We start from the raw sequence: 15,740 nt of genomic DNA on the forward strand, positions 1-15,740 counted from the left end.
ATGGTCAAAGGCTCAGGCGCTTTTCCTTTCAACATCGTCATTGCGGTTCAGAAAGGCTGTTTCCAGGTCCTTCTGGAGTTCCTTGGCGCGGGCGACATATTCCTTGTTGGCGGAAGGTGCCACATCTGCCCGCCAGAGTGAGGCCAGCTCGCGCACGGACATGCGGTCATGACTATAGAACATGCGCTCTGCCTCATGGGCCTCGAACTCGGACAGGCCCATGTTTTCCAGCACATACCGTCCTGCCCGCAAGGAGCCGTCGAACATTTCGCGCACGATGTCGTTCGCGCCGGCTTGATACTGGCGGTAGACCTCTGTGCGGTCCCGGGCGCGGGTAATGATATGCAGATCGGGGCGTTCTTTGCGGGCATAGGTGATCAGGGTTAATGCCGCCTTGGGATCATCCAGGGCGACCACCAGAACCCGCGCATTCTTGAGCCCGGCCTTGCGCAGGATGTCCGGGCGGGTGGGATCCCCCAGATAGGCCTTGAACCCGAAACGGCGCATGACCGCAATGGTTTCGGGATTGTGATCCAGCACGACGGTTTGAAAGCCGCTGGCCTGCACCAGACGGTTTACGATCTGGCCAAAGCGCCCGATTCCGGCAATCAGAACCGGACCTTCGGTGTCGATGTCATCGGGAATGACAGGTCCACCGGCGTCGTCCATGCGTTTGGTGATCACATCGTGCAGGATGAACAACAGCGGTGTAATGAGCATCGACAGGGCAATGACAAGCAACAGGGTTTCGGCAACCACCACCGGCATGACGCCAGTGGTGACGGAAAAGCTGACCAGCACAAAGCCGAATTCACCTGCTTGGGCAAGGCCCAGTGCAAACAGCCATTGGTCACGCCCGCGCAGTTTGAAAATGCGTCCCAATGCAAAGAGAATCAAACCTTTCACAATGATCACCATGAGCGCCATTCCCAGAATGATCACCGTATCCGCGAACAGTAATTCAAAGTTGACGCCGGCCCCGACGGTGATGAAGAACAGCCCCAAAAGCAGTCCTTTGAAGGGTTCGAGGTCGGTTTCAAGCTCATGACGGAATTCGGAACTGGCCAGCACCACACCGGCGAGAAAGGCCCCAAGTGCAGGCGAAAGACCCACAAGCATCATCAGAAAGGAAATGCCCGTGACAATCAACAAGGCCAGGGCGGTATACATCTCGCGCAGCTTGGCGGCGTGAATAAAGCGAAACACCGGCCGTGTGAAAAACACACCGACAATAATGATGCCCGCAATGGCACCGATCGTGACCAGGGTGACACCCCAGCCCGGCAGGTTCTGAACAAAGTCGAAAGCGGCTTCAGCGGCGGCGGGGCCGTGGTGGTCATCAACGGCCTTATGGGCGGCGTCGACTTCCTCACTGCTGAGCGAGATGGACCCGTCCGGCATCATGCCGGTGACCGTCGAAAGGGCCAGAAGCGGCAGGAAGGCCAGGATCGGAATGACCGCAATATCCTGCGTTAGCAGCACCGAAAAGACCGACCGTCCGCCGCTGGTTTGCATCAGATTTTTTTCGGACAGGGTTTGCAGCACGATCGCGGTAGAGGACAATGCCAGCGTCACACCGATGGCAAGTGCGACGTTCCATGGCTGGCCATAGGCCATGGCCACGCTCATAAGTGCAGCGGTGGTCACGCCGATCTGCAGACCGCCCATCCCCAACAACCGGTGGCGCATGTCCCACAGGGCGCGGGGTTCAAGTTCGAGTCCGATCAGGAACAACATCATCACCACGCCGAATTCGGCAAAGTGCTGCACATCCTTGGTTTCCGAACCGACCAATCCCAAGACCGGTCCGATCAGGATTCCTGCCGCAAGATAGCCCAGCACAGAGCCCAGCCCCAGCCGCGAGGCGATGGGCACCGCAAAGACCGCGGCAGCAAGATATATGGTCGCTTGGAACAGGAAGCCTTCCATGGTGGTCCTTTCAGGGGATCAGGTGGTCGTCGTTCGGTCGGGTTTATTGGGTTGGCAGCGGCCCGTCGCGTTTCGGCTGGTCCATTACAATCTGGCTGTGAACCCGTGAAACCGCAGGGTGGGGCAGCAGAACCTCGTGAATCAGCCGGTTCAGACCAGGCAGATCTGCACAATAGACCCGTAAAAGGTAATCTGCATCACCTGTCATCGTCCAGGCGCTCACGATTTCGGCACGCGAGGCCAGCAAGAGTCCAAAACTGCGCGAATGTTCCGGGCCATGAGTGCTTAGATGGACCTGAACGAATCCCTGTACATTCAATCCCAGACGCAAGGGGTCAAGGCAGGCTGTGTAGCCTTGGATATAGCCTTCGGCCTCCAGTCTTTGGCGGCGTCGCCCGGCCTGGGAGGCGGACAGGTGCAAACGCTCGCCCAGTTCCTGCGCGGTCAAATGGGCATCCTTCTGCACAGCGGCAAGCAGCCGGGCATCTACTTCGTCGATCATGGTGCGGGTTTCTCGCGTAAACTTGCCGAATTATGCGGGAAACCCTCTGAAAGCACCAGATCAAAGCCACATAATGCGCGAAATTAGCGGCGATCCGCGCATAGACTGGGTAGGAACCATATCCCGACACTCAGGAGACTTGAATGGGCCCTTTTCCACATGACGCACCGAAATCCGTAATTTCGCCAGACAACCCCGCGGGCACGGACGGTTTTGAGTTCGTTGAATTCGCCAGTCCGGATCCAGAGGACCTGCGCGATCTGTTCGCGCGGATGGGCTATACCCATGTGGCCAACCACAAGACCCAGCAGGTCGAGCTGTGGCAGCAGGGTGACATCACCTATGTGCTGAACGCCGAACCTGATAGTTTTGCAGCGAAATTCGTTGCCGAACATGGTCCCTGTGCGCCCTCGATGGGCTGGCGCGTTGTCGATGCACAGGCGGCGCTGGCCCATGCCGTCGCGAAGGGGGCAGAGGAATATACCGGCCCCGGCAAAATTCTGGATGTGCCGGCGATCATGGGGATCGGAGGGTCGCTGATCTATTTCGTCGATCAATATTACGATACCTCGCCCTATAATCACGAATATGACTGGATTGCCCAGTCCAAGCCGGATGGTGTGGGATTTTATTATCTCGACCATCTCACCCACAATGTCTTCAAGGGCAATATGGATATCTGGTTCCGTTTCTATGGCGACCTGTTCAATTTCCGCGAGATCCGGTTCTTTGACATCGAAGGCAAGTTTACCGGCCTGACCAGCCGCGCCCTGACGTCGCCCTGTGGGCGTATTCGCATCCCGATCAACGAAGACCGTGATGAGAAAGGCCAGATCGTCGCCTACCTCAAGAAGTACAATGGTGAAGGCATTCAGCACATCGCCGTTGGTGCGCGTGATATTTATGAGGCGACGGATGAAATTGCCGACAAGGGGATCAAGTTCATGCCCGGTCCGCCTGCGGTTTATTACGACCTCAGCAAAACCCGCGTGAAGGACCATGAAGAGCCGCTGGACAGAATGCGAAAGCATGGCATCCTCATCGACGGCGAGGGTGTCGTCGATGGTGGCGAAACCCGCATCCTGCTGCAGATCTTCTCGAAAACCGTGATTGGGCCGATCTTTTTCGAATTCATTCAACGCAAGGGGGATGATGGTTTTGGGGAAGGTAACTTCAAGGCTTTGTTCGAAAGCATCGAACAGGAACAGATCGACAATGGTGAACTGCAGGACGCTTCCTGAGAAAGGATGACTTTTCTGACCTTGCTAAAGGCGCGGGCGCTGGAACATTTTCTGACGCCCGCAGCCCCTTTCTTTTTGGCCTTATATACCGTGCACAACAGCAGCAGCGGTTGGCGCATTCGCTGTTATATGCAGGGCTGGCCAAGATCGCAAATCCACTGAAATCCATGCTCAGGACCCGCTGTTTTGCGCCTCAACGGGGCATCTTCAAAACCAGATCCCGGCCCCGCTTGTTATAGCGCAATTCATTCTCACCAATGGCAGACACGCGCCCGCCGTCGATGCGGTCGCCCACAACAACCTTCTTGTAGCGGCCGTTGCCCAACCGGACCAGGGCACGCCGGCTTGAGGGTTTGCCGTAAACACCGATCAGATTGACCTTGCGCAGGTTCAGTGCGTTTTTCACCGTCGCCTGACGCGAGACCGAGGCACTTGATGGGATTTTGGGCGTAACGCTGCGGGGTGCGATTGCCGCACTGCTGGCGACGCGTACAGGTGCCTCAGGGGCGGTTTTCTGAGCGCGTTTGACGATGCGGCTGAAATTACGTGGCCGCCCGTCCGGGCGCACCGAGGCGCGTACAGCAAGTTTCGTCGCATTTTCGATCGGCGTCGCCGCGGCAAGGGCGGCGGCCACGGCCTCGTCCGTGCTGATCGGAGTGGTGTCGGGCTCCTCTTGGGCGGGGCCGGCGATTGCAGCGCGTTGTTGTAGTGATGCTGGACGCAGGGAAGGGCGATAACCTGCCAACTCGCGCCGCGTCAGCCCGTCAAGCTGCGCACGTTCGGTGTTTTCAACCAGATCATTGGGGCGCGGGCGCGGGCGCGCAGCGGCAAGGGCGCTGCGAATTGACGTATCCTCAGGCTCGCTCTGCAGCCGGGTTGGGGTGATCGGGGGTACGCGGGGTGGCGGGCCAAGATAAACGGTAAACCCGTCTGGACTGAGCGCGCCGCTTGCTGTCGGGATAACCAACCCCTCGGCATCCAATGCAAAAGCGGTGCCTGCAGCTGCTGGTGAAGATAAGGCAGGCAAGGGTATGTCGGTGCCAAAGCTGGCCATTTCCGGCAGGGCCACAGCGTCTGTGGTGGTGCTGACAGGGTCGATGCTGGTCAGGTAAAGGTCTTCGATGTTGATCAGCCCGGCCGGCTCCGGTGGTACATGGGGGGCGCGTGGCCAGATTCCGGTCGTCGCATAGGCCGCTTCGATCTGTGCCTCGGTCGGTGGAACGGGGGGGGAAGGCGGTTCCGCTACATCGCGCAGTGCATCCAGCACTGCCGCATCTTCGGCGCTGAGGCTGGGGTCAAGTGATACGGTTCTGACCTCGGCAGCTTCAGCTTCGGCCTCGGCCATGGCCTCTGCTTCGGCCTGCTGTTCCAATACGGCTGTCGTGGTTTGCGGCATGCGGTCGCCAAACAGGCGCGACAGGCTGATCCCCTCGTCCAGAAACACAGAGGCCCATGCCGCGATGCCTGCCAGAAACACCAGCAACGCCGCAGTCAGGATCAGACCCAGAAAGCGTGGTTTCCCCCTGACCGTTTTGTTGCGCGCACCAAAGATGGTCATCCGCTCGGTTTCTGAGCCGGCGGTTACGTCAGGGGCGGGCGGTGCGGCCGGGATTGGTGGTGGTGTGGCATCCGGCGCGGCCTTGCGTCTGCTGAGGAAACCGGCTTTCGACTTTGATGCGGATGGCTCCGGTGGCTTTGCTGCTGGCGGCGGGGTGTCGGGTTCGATGTCGATATGGCCTGCCGTCACCGACCCTTCCGGCGCAATCAGGTGATCACGCTTCACCCCTTCGAGGCGTGGCAACGCCGTCTTTTCGGGCGCACGGCGGCTGGCGAAACCGACGGCCGGTGGCGCGGCCGCTTCCGATGGCGTGGCAGTTACAGAGGGTTTTGGCGGCAGCACAGCGACCGGATCGGGAACGCGGCTGACTTTGATGGATTCCTCGGTTGGGGGTGTAACCTGCTGGAATTCTGTCTCAACCGTTGCCGCGTCATCCGCTGTCTCGTCAAGCGCCGCGTCGCGGGGCGGTGTTACGGCGGTATCTTCATTGTCTGCCTGATCTGGGGAAGGCTCGTCAGCCTCTGCCGGCAAGGGGATGACCTGCGCTGATGCTTCTTCGTCCGGGCCGACAACCGGGCCTGTAGGCGCGTTGATATTTCCGATCACAACCACCGCGATTCCATCAGGTTCGACGGTCTCGTCAGGGTCCAATATATCCGCGGCAACCGTGGTCACACCGAAAAAGGGTTCTCCCAGATAGGGATGGTCGCCGGGGATTGCAGCGAAACTGACAGGATGAAACAGATGATCCTGAGCAAAGGATTCGGCTTCTGTCAGTGTTTCCTTGGCGACCGCGGCGATGTGGGTCCGGTCAGCATCGACGCTGATGTCAAAGGCCAGTTCATCCACTGCATAGGGCGTGGCCCCCTCAAGCGCGGCGCGCGCTGCGCCCTTGCGGTCTGCCTCGCTCTGGTTTGGGGTGTCGATGCTGAGATATTTGATTTGTTCATTAGGCAGCAGCACCTTGGTGCGCAGATTGCCCGGTTCAAGGGCGCTGGCGGTCTTGCGTAGAACCGCCAATTCTGCAGCCATGTCATCGGCGTCCAGCGCCACATCACCGACAACACGCCATCCTCCCGCAGCGCGATGCAGCAGGCGGATTCCGTCAAAGGAAAGGGAAAGGGCGAAACGGGGCTTCATCACGATATACTTTTACACAAGGCATGATGGCATTTTTTGCCATCACTTCAGTTAAATATAGCTGGTGATAGGATGCATGAAAAGGCCTGCGGCGGGTCTGTGCCTGCCGCAGGCGCGGGTTCCTGTCCGGATGGGGCAAAACTGGCCCCGTTCGGGATCAGCTTGTGGCTTTGTTGAGGGCCTGATCAAGGTCCGCAATCAGGTCATTTGCATCTTCGGTGCCAATGGAAATGCGTACCACGTTTTGCCCGGCCCCGGCGGCTTCTTGCTGTTCCGGTGAAAGCTGGCGGTGCGTGGTCGAAGCGGAGTGGATGACCAAGCTGCGTGTGTCCCCCAGGTTGGCCACATGGCTGAAGATTTCCAGCGCATTCACAAGTTTGATGCAGGCTTCATAGCCACCCTTGACCGAAATCGTGAACAGGGCACCGGCCCCTTTGGGGCATACCTTTGCGACACGCTCGAAATAGGGAGATGATTTCAGCCCAGCATAAGTCACCTTTTCAATCCGGTCATCGTTTTCCAGCCATGCCGCCACCTTCATGGCGTTTTCCACATGCCGTTCCATCCGCAGGGACAGGGTTTCGATTCCCATCAGTGTATAATGGGCCGCCTGCGGGTTCATCGTCATGCCCAGATCGCGCAGACCGATGGCGATACCGTGGAAGGTAAAGGCGAGACTGCCGAAGGTTTCATGGAATTTCAGCCCGTGATAGGCGGGTTCCGGCTGGCTGAAAGAGGGAAATTTGTCATTTGCAGACCAGTCAAACTTGCCCGAATCTACAACACAGCCGCCTGTGACCGTGCCATTGCCAGTCAGGTATTTCGTGGTTGAATGCACAACCAGTGTCGCGCCAAGTTCGATCGGGCGACACAGGTATGGCGTGGCGGAAGTATTGTCGATGATCAATGGAATCTCGGCCGCATCTGCAATGTCGGCAATGGCGCGTACATCCATGATATAGCCGCCGGGGTTGGCGATGGCTTCGCCAAAAATCGCGCGGGTATTGTCGTCGACGGCGGCTTTTACGGCATCCAGATCGTCAAAATCGACGAATTTGCATTCCCAGCCGAAACGTTTGATCGTTTGGCCGAACTGCGTGACCGTGCCGCCATAAAGCCGTGTTGAGGCGATGATGTTCTTTCCCGGACCCATCAACGGGAACAGGGCCATGATCTGGGCGGCATGGCCGGACGAACAACAGACCGCGCCAACACCGCCTTCGAGCGTGGCAATACGCTCCTGCAACACCGCAACTGTCGGGTTGGTCAGGCGGGAATAGATGAAACCGACTTCTTGTAGATTAAAGAGCGCGGCGGCGTGATCCGCATCGCGAAAGACATAGCCCGTCGTTTGATAAATTGGGGTCTGGCGTGCGCCGGTTGCTGGGTCGGGCCGGGCGCCGGCGTGAATTTGCAGGGTATCAAAGCCGTAGGTTGTATCGGTCATGTGTCTCTCCTCCAGAGTATGATCGCATGGTTAAGGGATCAGGTTTGCGCGCACAAGAGAAGCCACAAGCAAAGGGAAGAAGTTCACAAATCAGGCCTTGCACCAATACGGATGTTTCGTGTTTCAACGCCTGAAGAGGCCTTACCGGATCCAGAAGCCGTTTTTCTTGATCCGGTTGCGGATCATCTGTTCGCGGCTCGGTAGATTGTTCTGGTCGAAAAGCGCCCGCACCTTGTGGCCGCGCCCCTGATAGACCGTGCGTTTGATGGCGTTTGATCCCTTGAGTACTTTCTTGAGCTTGTTGGGGGCGGTGACCGTTTCCAGCACCTCGATCGCACGCTCGCTTTCGCGGGCATAGAGCAGCGGAAGGAAACGGTAATGGCAACTGACATCACCGTCGAGATAGCCTTGAGGTAAGGTGTCACGTCCACCTCCCAACGCATGGATCACCAGAGGCAAGGCGACCTGATCAAGCCAGGGATCAAAGGTTTGCGCACATAGTTCGACCGGGGGCGTATCGCGGATCGCCAGCGCGTAATGCAAAAATTTAGCCCCGAATTCACGAGGACACCGATAGTAGAAGAAACCGGCATTGAAATAGAGATAGCGACGCCAGTATTCATCCGGCTGGCTCAGATCGAGGCTGCTGTCGAAATCCAGATCAAACATGTCATACAGCGACTTCCAGAGACCTGTATAGCCGGGCCCGTAGATCTGCGGGGTCGGCCAGGTGCCCTCACGTCGCAGTGACGCGCTGGGGCGGTCGAAATCAAAGGGAACGGTGGCGAGGTCACCGGTGATCAGCGTATCCGTATCAAAGAACACAAAGGGTTCGCCCTTGGGCAGCACCTTGAGCATCTCGATCTTGTTTCCATAGGGGTAAGATTCGCCAAAGTGGTTGTTCTCAAAAGGAATAATTTCTGCGCCCAATAGCTCAAGTGCGGCCCTGATGTCGGCGTTCTTGATCGACGGGTCGTTCTTCCAGAGCACACCGGCCTGGGGTTCGGCGACAATCAGGCGGCCTTTGAAATCGGGGCTGGAATGGCGCAGCGAGGCCGCAAAAATCAGCGCTTCATAGGCCAGGCGGCCGTGTTGGCCGACTATGACCACGTTGAAAACCTGATCAGAAGTTTTCGGGCTTGCCTGTTCACGTGCCATATTATTGCTGCGCCTCTTTTTGCGAGGACTATAGGCGCAATCGAACCTGCACAAAAGATAACTTTTGTATCGAAAATTTCGAGGACGGTTTGAACAATTTTCCTCGACCATCGCGAAGGCCGGATGATACGACGCTTGCCGCTGCAAAAGTGGCACCGATCCTGAATGTTCTGGCAAGCGAGGCCCCATGGTGTGTAAAGGCGTGAAAAATCTGGCGTGACACCGGGGGGCACGGCCCTATGTGTAGCACAGACTGCAGTGGCATCAGAGGGAACAGGAGGGAGCACCTGATTTCAAATGGGTTGTCGATGTTAAACGAGATGTTGCTTGACCTTCCCGCCGCTGGAAGGGGCAGGCTGACAAGGCATGAATGCGTGCCTGCCCAGATGACGCCCTAAAAGAAGGAGCCTGTAAAATGGTAAAAGACAGCACACCCCCCACGGCGAGGCTTTACCGCATGGTGATGTCCGATCACATCTGCCCTTACGGATTGAAATCAAAAGATCTTCTTGAGCGACAGGGGTATCGTGTCGATGACCATCACCTGACGACACGCGCACAAACAGATGCGTTCAAGGATGAACACGGGGTCAAGACGACGCCGCAAACCTTTATCGGTGGTGAAAGGATCGGGGGATATGATGACCTCGAGGTTTTCTTTGGCAAGACGCCGGAAGATGAAGATGCGACATCTTATCAGCCCGTCATCGCGATTTTCACGGTTGCTGCGCTGCTCGCTTTGGCGGTGAGTTGGGCCGCCACTGGCACTGTGTTCGCCGGGCGAACCATTGAATGGTTCATCGCGATTGCCATGGTCCTGTTGGGGCTGCAAAAGCTGCAAAACATTGAACAGTTTTCTACGATGTTCCTGAACTATGACCTATTGGCACAGCGCTGGGTCCGTTACGGATATGTCTATCCTTTCGTCGAGACCGGGGCCGGCCTGCTCATGATGGCGGGGGTGTTGACATGGCTTTCCGCCCCGGCAGCCCTGTTCATCGCCAGTATCGGTGCGATCAGCGTGTTCAAGGCGGTTTACATCGACAAGCGTGAACTCAAATGTGCCTGTGCGGGCGGCGACAGCAGGGTGCCACTGGGATTTGTGTCACTCACCGAAAACCTGATGATGCTTGGCATGGCGGTCTGGATGCTCTCGAAACTGTGATGAAAAAGGGTTTGACCCTCCACCCGCTGGAAGGCTTAGCGCTAGCAAAAAACAAGATGGGCTTAGTGCTTTTATGAAACCGACCACCGTTATTGCCGCCACGCTGATTGCTGTCGGATTGGGCTACGTTCTGTGGTCGGCTGTTTGGCAACGAAGCGCAGAGCAAAGCCAACCCGTTCTTGAGGCGGGCGCCCTGGTCAATGTCCTGCTGCCTGAAAGCTTGTCGCCCGAGGCGCAGCTCGGGAAGCGTGGGTTTGATGCAAAATGTGCGGCCTGTCACGGGCGCAATGCGGCTGGGCGGGATGGGGTGGCCCCTCCGCTGGTTCATATCATATATGAACCGGGTCATCACGGTGACGAATCCTTTCAACGGGCCGCGGCTTTGGGAGTGCGTGCACATCATTGGCGGTTTGGGGATATGCCGCCCGTGACAGGCGTAACGTCGTCGGATGTTGCGAAGATCACGGCCTACATCCGCGCATTGCAGCGCACCAACGGGATCAATTGAGCCCTGACAGGAAAACAAGGACTGGGAAACAGATGAAGCATTTTCTACGCGCTGCCATGGTCGGGATCTGGGCCACGGCCGCGATGGCGCATTCGCCCCTCGACGCAACGACCCCCGCACATGACGCCGTTATTGCAGAGATGCCAGCTGAGGTGCTGTTGACGTTCAAAGGCGAGATTCGCCTGACACGGGTTTCGATCAGCCAAGCCGGCGCAGAGCAGGTGGATATGGACCTGGGTCAGCAGACGACTTTTGCACAGGAATTTGCACTGCCGGTGCAGGACATGGGCGCAGGCACCTATCAGGTTGAGTGGCGCGGTCTTGGCGCGGATGGTCATGTGCTGAAAGGCAGTTTCAGCTTTACCGTCGAATAACCATGCCGGATCTGTTCGAGTTGGCGGCAATCGCCACCAAGTTTGCGCTTTACCTGGGCGTCATGACATCGGTTGGTAACATCATGGCAACGTTGCTGTTCCGTCTGGAGCGCATGGATGGTTTTATCCTGTTGTTCGCCCTGCTTGGATTGGGTGCGACGATCCTTGGATTTATGCTGCGCGGTGCAAACCTGACCGGTGATCTGAGGGGCATGAGCGATCCTGAAATGCTGGGCCTGTTGTGGAACACCGCTGTTGGCACGGCTTTGCTGTTGCGTTTGGGCGGGCTGGGTCTCGTGATTCTGGGATTGTTTCTTTGGCGCTGGGGCATATGGGTTTCCCTGGCTGGTGGACTGATCGCGCTCTGGTCTTTTGATCATGTGGGACATGTGTCCGGGCGCGACACGACATTGCTCGATGCCGCCTTGACCCTGCATCTGCTGGCCGTTGCGCTTTGGATCGGGGTTCTGTCTCCTTTGAAACGCATGGCCGCGTCGCCCGAAACCCATGCTGCGGCTGCTGATCTGGGGCAGCGGTTTGGTGTTGTCGCTTCCTTCACCGTGCCGGTGTTGATCATAGTGGGGGGATATATGGGGTATCAGCTTGTCGGATCTTTCGCGGCCCTGACGGGTACAGGATATGGCCAGGCCTTGATCATCAAGATTCTGTTGGTTGGCGGGCTTCTTGGCCTGGCTGCAGGCAACAAGATGCGGTTCATCCCTGCCTTGCGGGCCGGAGATCCGGCCGCGGCGGGCCATCTAGTCAGCGCCATTACCGCCGAATGGCTGCTTGTCCTTGTTATTCTGGGAACAACGGCCGTTCTGACCTCAATACTGACATTACCGACGTGAGGGAGTTTATGAGCAGACTGGATTTTCGGGTTTTGGCCGTGGTCATGATATTCCCGCCGCTGATACCAATGGTGCCTGCAGCGGTTGCGGATCACGACTGGGCGCAACGCGACATCCTCGCCGGTCAAAGCCTTTATGGCGATCATTGCGCATCCTGCCACGGGGCAAACCTTGAGGGGCAGCCGAACTGGCGGTCGCCCGATGCTGATGGTCGGCTGCCCGCCCCACCGCATGACGGCACCGGCCACACATGGCACCACGATAACGCATTGCTGTTTGAATATACCAAGCAGGGTGGAAAAACCGCGCTGGAGGCACGAGGTGTAACTGGTTTCAACAGCGGCATGCCTGCGTTTGGTGAAACGCTTAGCGATGCGGAAATATGGAATATTCTTGCCTATATACGGTCGAACTGGTCCGCATCAGAACAGAACGCCCAGGACCAGCGAAATCCGCCACATTAGGGGGCGGGTTTGACCGGATCACGCACAGCAGGATTTGCCTTCCTGAATCGGTGGGCAAGGAACCGTGGCGTAGGAACAATAGACACAGCAATCTCCGATCAGCGGTTTGAGAACGGTTTGACAGCCCTTGCATTCATAGAACCACTGACAGGCGTCGGTCGGCATGGATTCGGTTTCGACATGCCCGCAATGGGGACAGGTGAGGGTGGAATCGAGAATGACCATTTTTTGCCCTTGTCAAATTGCCCGCCCCATGGCGGAGAAATGCTACCACCGAGGCCATCAAACTTGCACCAATATACAAAACTTCGGCTGTCTGGTAAGATCTGGTGCAAGCAAAAGGGCTGGCAGGACCAAATGTGCAGGCTCTTTTCCGGTAACGCAACCGCGCACTGACGAGCAGAATCCGAAACCCGCCCAAATATTGTGCATTTGGCCGATGTGCAGTGGTTTTCGTGGAAAAAGCCGCCTGCATTCAATATCCTGGAAAAGTGGTGGGCGACCCTGGAATCGAACCAGGCGTGCGTCTCCGCGAGGGAGTTACAGTCCCCTGCCACACCTTGCGGCCTGTCGCCCACTTTGTCCTGCGCATTGCGCTGAACGTGAGGGCGTGATTACAAGCGACCCTGAGGGGCGTCAAGGCAAAATGCGGCTGTTGTTTGTCGCGTTATCATGCCGGTTTGATTTGGGCGGCCAAAGGTGAGGGCAAGACGATGAAGAAACCCAAATGGGTGGTCCAGAAAGAACAGGACAAAAAGGCCGAAGCAAATGTGACGGTCTGGCTGTTCGGGCTGCATGCGGTGCGCGATGCATTGATGAATCCGGAGCGCGAAAAACTGCGCCTGATGGTAACCCCGAATGCCCGCGCCAAGCTCGACGAAGCGATCGACCTGGCGGGAATCACACCCGAGGTGGTGGATCCGCGCAAGTTCAGGCCGCCGCTGGATCAAGGGTCGGTACATCAGGGTGCGGTTCTGGAGGTGAAACCGCTGAACTGGGGGCGACTTGAGGATGTATGTATCAGTGATGCCGCGCCGCGTGTGATGCTGTTGGACCGGGTGACGGATCCCCATAACGTCGGCGCGATCCTGCGCTCTGCGGAGGTGCTGGGGGCCTCGGCGGTGATCGGCACGCGGCACCATTCGGCACCGGAGACCGGAGCATTGGCCAAGACCGCCTCGGGTGCGCTGGAACGTCAGCCCTATCTCAGGGTGCGTAACCTGGCGGATGCGATCCGTGCATTGCAGAACATGGGGTATCTGGTGCTGGGACTGGACGGCGCGGCAGAACAGAGCATTGAGGCCGCGGTTGAAGGCAAGCGCCACCGGCCGGTCGCATTGGTGTTGGGGGCAGAAGGACCGGGGCTGCGCGAAAAGACCCGCGATACCGTCGATGCCCTGGTGCGGATTGACGCGCGCGGGGCGTTTGGGTCTCTCAACGTGTCAAATGCGGCTGCAATTGCGCTGTATGCCTCGCGGCCCGAGGCCTGAGGCTGGCTCCGGGCAATCGGGTTTGTGCTGCAGAGCCGACAGCGGTGACCGGCGGAGGTCTTTTAGGCAAGGTTTCGCCGATGCAATAAAGTATTTGTTCACGGTGTCGCGATACCCCTTTTTCGAGACAGGGGCGCATCCTATCTCTGTCTCAAGACGCACGGGTCTGGAACACCTGTATGTCCTTAACTGTCCCTCGTTCCACACTTTCGCGCCCTCGGCCCTGTTTCGAGGGCGCTTTTTTTCGGACCCGGCCCAGGGTAGGATGAAAATATGGAATATTCGGATGCCCTATTGCGCGATGTCTTGTTGCGCACCAAACGTGTGGCGATGGTCGGCCTGTCGAAGAACCCCGTGCGCGCAAGCTATTTTGTTGCACGCTATCTGGAATTGCGCGGCTTTGACATCGTGCCGGTCAACCCGGTCTATGCGGGCGAAGTGTTGTTCGGAAAGCCCGTTGTTGCAGCACTGAGTGATATTGAAGGCGAGGTAGATATGGTCGATATCTTCCGCCGCTCCGATGCGGTCCCCGAGATCGTCGAAGAGGCTTTGGCTGCCTTTCCCACGCTGCAAACGATCTGGATGCAGATTGGTGTGGAACACGCCGCGGCGGCAGAGAAAGCCGAGGCGCGAGGGGTCACCGTGATCCAGGACCGCTGTCCGAAAATTGAATACCAGCGTTTGTTTGGCGAGCTGCGCAAGGGCGGCTTTGCAACAGGTGTGATTTCAAGCAAATTGTGAATCAAAGGCCGCGCTGGCGCGCGACGTGATCTGTTTGGGGGCTCTGCCCCGTCGCGCAAGCGCGACTCCCCGCGGTTTTTACGGCCAAAAAGAGACAGGCCAAGGTCAGCGATTGGCCTTTTCGGTGAGGCCGGATTGCGACTGGCGACGGGCGAGTTCATCCAGCACATCGGTGAAGGGCACATCGCGGGCGGCGAGCATCACCAGAAGGTGGTAGAGCACATCGGCGGCTTCTGATGTCAGGGCTGTTTTGTCGTCCCTGACGGCCTCGATGATGGCTTCTATCGCTTCCTCACCGAATTTTTCGGCACATTTTTCGGGGCCTTTTGCGAGCAGTTGCGCTGTCCAGCTGCTGTCGGGGTCGCTGCTTTTGCGTGAGAGAATCGTTGCGTAGAGGTCGTTCAGGGTCATGTCAGCCTCATCGGGATGCCGGCGGCTTGCATATGCGCCTTGGCCTGTGCGATGGTGAATTCGCCGAAATGGAAGATGGATGCAGCCAGCACGGCCGAGGCACCCCCAAGGGTCACGCCATCGACCAGATGATCCAATGTGCCGACGCCACCGGAGGCGATGACAGGAACCTTTACGGCATCCGAGATGGCGCGCGTCAGGGGCAGGTTGAAACCCTGCCTCGTGCCGTCACGGTCCATGGAGGTCAGCAGGATTTCTCCGGCCCCTTTGGCCGTAACGGTACGCGCAAATTCAACCGCGTCGATGCTGGTGGGTCTGCGGCCGCCGTGGGTGAATATTTCCCATTTTCCGGGGGCTGTGGTCTTGGCGTCGATGGCACAGACGATGCATTGGCTGCCGAACTGGTCCGCGGCGGTGGCGATGACATCGGGATCGGCAACCGCGGCCGAGTTGAAGCTGACCTTGTCTGCCCCGGCGAGCAGCAGGGCGCGGACATCGGCGGCGGTGCGGACCCCGCCGCCGACGGTCAGCGGAATGTAGCAATGTTCCGCCGTGCGGCGCACCAAATCAAACATTGTGCCGCGATTTTCATGTGTGGCGTGGATGTCAAGGAAGCAGAGCTCATCAGCCCCTGCGGCATCATAGGCAATGGCGGCATCCACCGGGTCGCCGGCATCACGCAGACCGACGAAGTTCACGCCTTTGACAACGCGGCCGTCGGCCACGTCAAGACAGGGGATGATGCGGGTTTTGAGCATGTG

16 protein-coding genes and 1 tRNA gene are annotated in these 15,740 nt (G+C 58.1%); 8 read left to right on the forward strand and 9 right to left on the reverse strand.

The features are described from left to right. Positions 1 to 12 precede the first annotated feature (12 nt). Entirely contained in the window at positions 13 to 1,929 is a 1,917-nt protein-coding gene (locus tag OS190_RS15040; RefSeq protein ID WP_267159537.1) for a cation:proton antiporter domain-containing protein, read from the reverse strand. 43 nt (positions 1,930 to 1,972) lie between these two features. Further along, positions 1,973 to 2,431, reverse strand: a complete 459-nt coding sequence (locus OS190_RS15045; RefSeq protein ID WP_267159538.1) for an Lrp/AsnC family transcriptional regulator — start codon at positions 2,429 to 2,431, stop codon at positions 1,973 to 1,975. Between the two features lie 143 nt (positions 2,432 to 2,574). Between OS190_RS15045 and hppD the strand changes: the two genes are divergently transcribed. Beyond that, positions 2,575 to 3,672, forward strand: coding sequence for a 4-hydroxyphenylpyruvate dioxygenase (gene hppD, locus OS190_RS15050; RefSeq protein ID WP_267159539.1), 1,098 nt, complete (start codon positions 2,575 to 2,577; stop codon positions 3,670 to 3,672). A gap of 193 nt (positions 3,673 to 3,865) precedes the next feature. On the opposite strand, the gene OS190_RS15055 is transcribed toward hppD, so the two are convergent. The 3 genes from OS190_RS15055 to OS190_RS15065 all read right to left on the reverse strand — a co-directional run bounded on the left by OS190_RS15055 (position 3,866) and on the right by OS190_RS15065 (position 8,975). Next, the gene (locus OS190_RS15055) at positions 3,866 to 6,370 is read right to left on the reverse strand and encodes a hypothetical protein (protein WP_267159540.1); all 2,505 of its coding nucleotides are present in this window, start codon (positions 6,368 to 6,370) and stop codon (positions 3,866 to 3,868) included. 157 nt (positions 6,371 to 6,527) lie between these two features. Continuing rightward, on the reverse strand, positions 6,528 to 7,817 hold the full coding sequence (locus tag OS190_RS15060; protein ID WP_267159541.1) for an O-acetylhomoserine aminocarboxypropyltransferase/cysteine synthase family protein: 1,290 nt from the start codon (positions 7,815 to 7,817) through the stop codon (positions 6,528 to 6,530). Positions 7,818 to 7,958: 141 nt separating this feature from the next. Beyond that, entirely contained in the window at positions 7,959 to 8,975 is a 1,017-nt protein-coding gene (locus tag OS190_RS15065) for a GT-B fold glycosyltransferase domain-containing protein (protein WP_267159542.1), read from the reverse strand. A 415-nt stretch (positions 8,976 to 9,390) separates the two neighbouring features. On the opposite strand from OS190_RS15065, the gene OS190_RS15070 reads away from it, so the two are divergent. From OS190_RS15070 to OS190_RS15090, 5 genes are all read left to right on the forward strand, one after another. After that, positions 9,391 to 10,140 carry a glutaredoxin family protein gene (locus tag OS190_RS15070; RefSeq protein ID WP_267159543.1) on the forward strand — a complete coding sequence of 250 codons (750 nt, stop codon included), beginning with the start codon at positions 9,391 to 9,393 and terminating at the stop codon, positions 10,138 to 10,140. Positions 10,141 to 10,213: 73 nt separating this feature from the next. Next, a complete protein-coding gene (locus tag OS190_RS15075; RefSeq protein ID WP_267159544.1) occupies positions 10,214 to 10,648 on the forward strand; it encodes a c-type cytochrome in 435 nt (144 codons plus the stop codon). 32 nt (positions 10,649 to 10,680) lie between these two features. Next, a complete protein-coding gene (locus OS190_RS15080) occupies positions 10,681 to 11,022 on the forward strand; it encodes a copper resistance CopC family protein (protein WP_267159545.1) in 342 nt (113 codons plus the stop codon). A 2-nt stretch (positions 11,023 to 11,024) separates the two neighbouring features. Next, positions 11,025 to 11,873, forward strand: coding sequence for a CopD family protein (locus tag OS190_RS15085; RefSeq protein ID WP_267159546.1), 849 nt, complete (start codon positions 11,025 to 11,027; stop codon positions 11,871 to 11,873). A gap of 68 nt (positions 11,874 to 11,941) precedes the next feature. After that, complete coding sequence (locus tag OS190_RS15090) at positions 11,942 to 12,337, forward strand: c-type cytochrome (RefSeq protein ID WP_267159586.1); 396 nt, start codon at positions 11,942 to 11,944, stop codon at positions 12,335 to 12,337. Positions 12,338 to 12,355: 18 nt separating this feature from the next. Here OS190_RS15090 and OS190_RS15095 read toward each other — a convergent pair whose 3' ends face one another. Together OS190_RS15095 and OS190_RS15100 are read right to left on the reverse strand one after the other, a co-directional pair. After that, complete coding sequence (locus OS190_RS15095; protein WP_267159547.1) at positions 12,356 to 12,562, reverse strand: GDCCVxC domain-containing (seleno)protein; 207 nt, start codon at positions 12,560 to 12,562, stop codon at positions 12,356 to 12,358. Between the two features lie 267 nt (positions 12,563 to 12,829). Next, positions 12,830 to 12,913: transfer RNA gene (locus tag OS190_RS15100), tRNA-Tyr, on the reverse strand. 137 nt (positions 12,914 to 13,050) lie between these two features. Here OS190_RS15100 and rlmB point away from each other — a divergent pair. Then, the gene (gene rlmB / locus OS190_RS15105) at positions 13,051 to 13,827 is read left to right on the forward strand and encodes a 23S rRNA (guanosine(2251)-2'-O)-methyltransferase RlmB (RefSeq protein WP_267159548.1); all 777 of its coding nucleotides are present in this window, start codon (positions 13,051 to 13,053) and stop codon (positions 13,825 to 13,827) included. 273 nt (positions 13,828 to 14,100) lie between these two features. Next, positions 14,101 to 14,568, forward strand: a complete 468-nt coding sequence (locus tag OS190_RS15110; RefSeq protein ID WP_267159549.1) for a CoA-binding protein — start codon at positions 14,101 to 14,103, stop codon at positions 14,566 to 14,568. 105 nt (positions 14,569 to 14,673) lie between these two features. On the opposite strand, the gene OS190_RS15115 is transcribed toward OS190_RS15110, so the two are convergent. After that, positions 14,674 to 14,979, reverse strand: a complete 306-nt coding sequence (locus tag OS190_RS15115) for a phosphoribosyl-ATP diphosphatase (protein WP_267159550.1) — start codon at positions 14,977 to 14,979, stop codon at positions 14,674 to 14,676. Next, positions 14,976 to 15,737, reverse strand: a complete 762-nt coding sequence (gene hisF / locus OS190_RS15120; RefSeq protein ID WP_267159551.1) for an imidazole glycerol phosphate synthase subunit HisF — start codon at positions 15,735 to 15,737, stop codon at positions 14,976 to 14,978. Before hisF ends, OS190_RS15115 begins: the two co-directional genes overlap by 4 nt. Positions 15,738 to 15,740: the final 3 nt, after the last annotated feature.

The organism is Sulfitobacter sp. F26204, assembly GCF_026410305.1.
Taxonomy (GTDB): Bacteria; Pseudomonadota; Alphaproteobacteria; order Rhodobacterales; family Rhodobacteraceae; genus Sulfitobacter.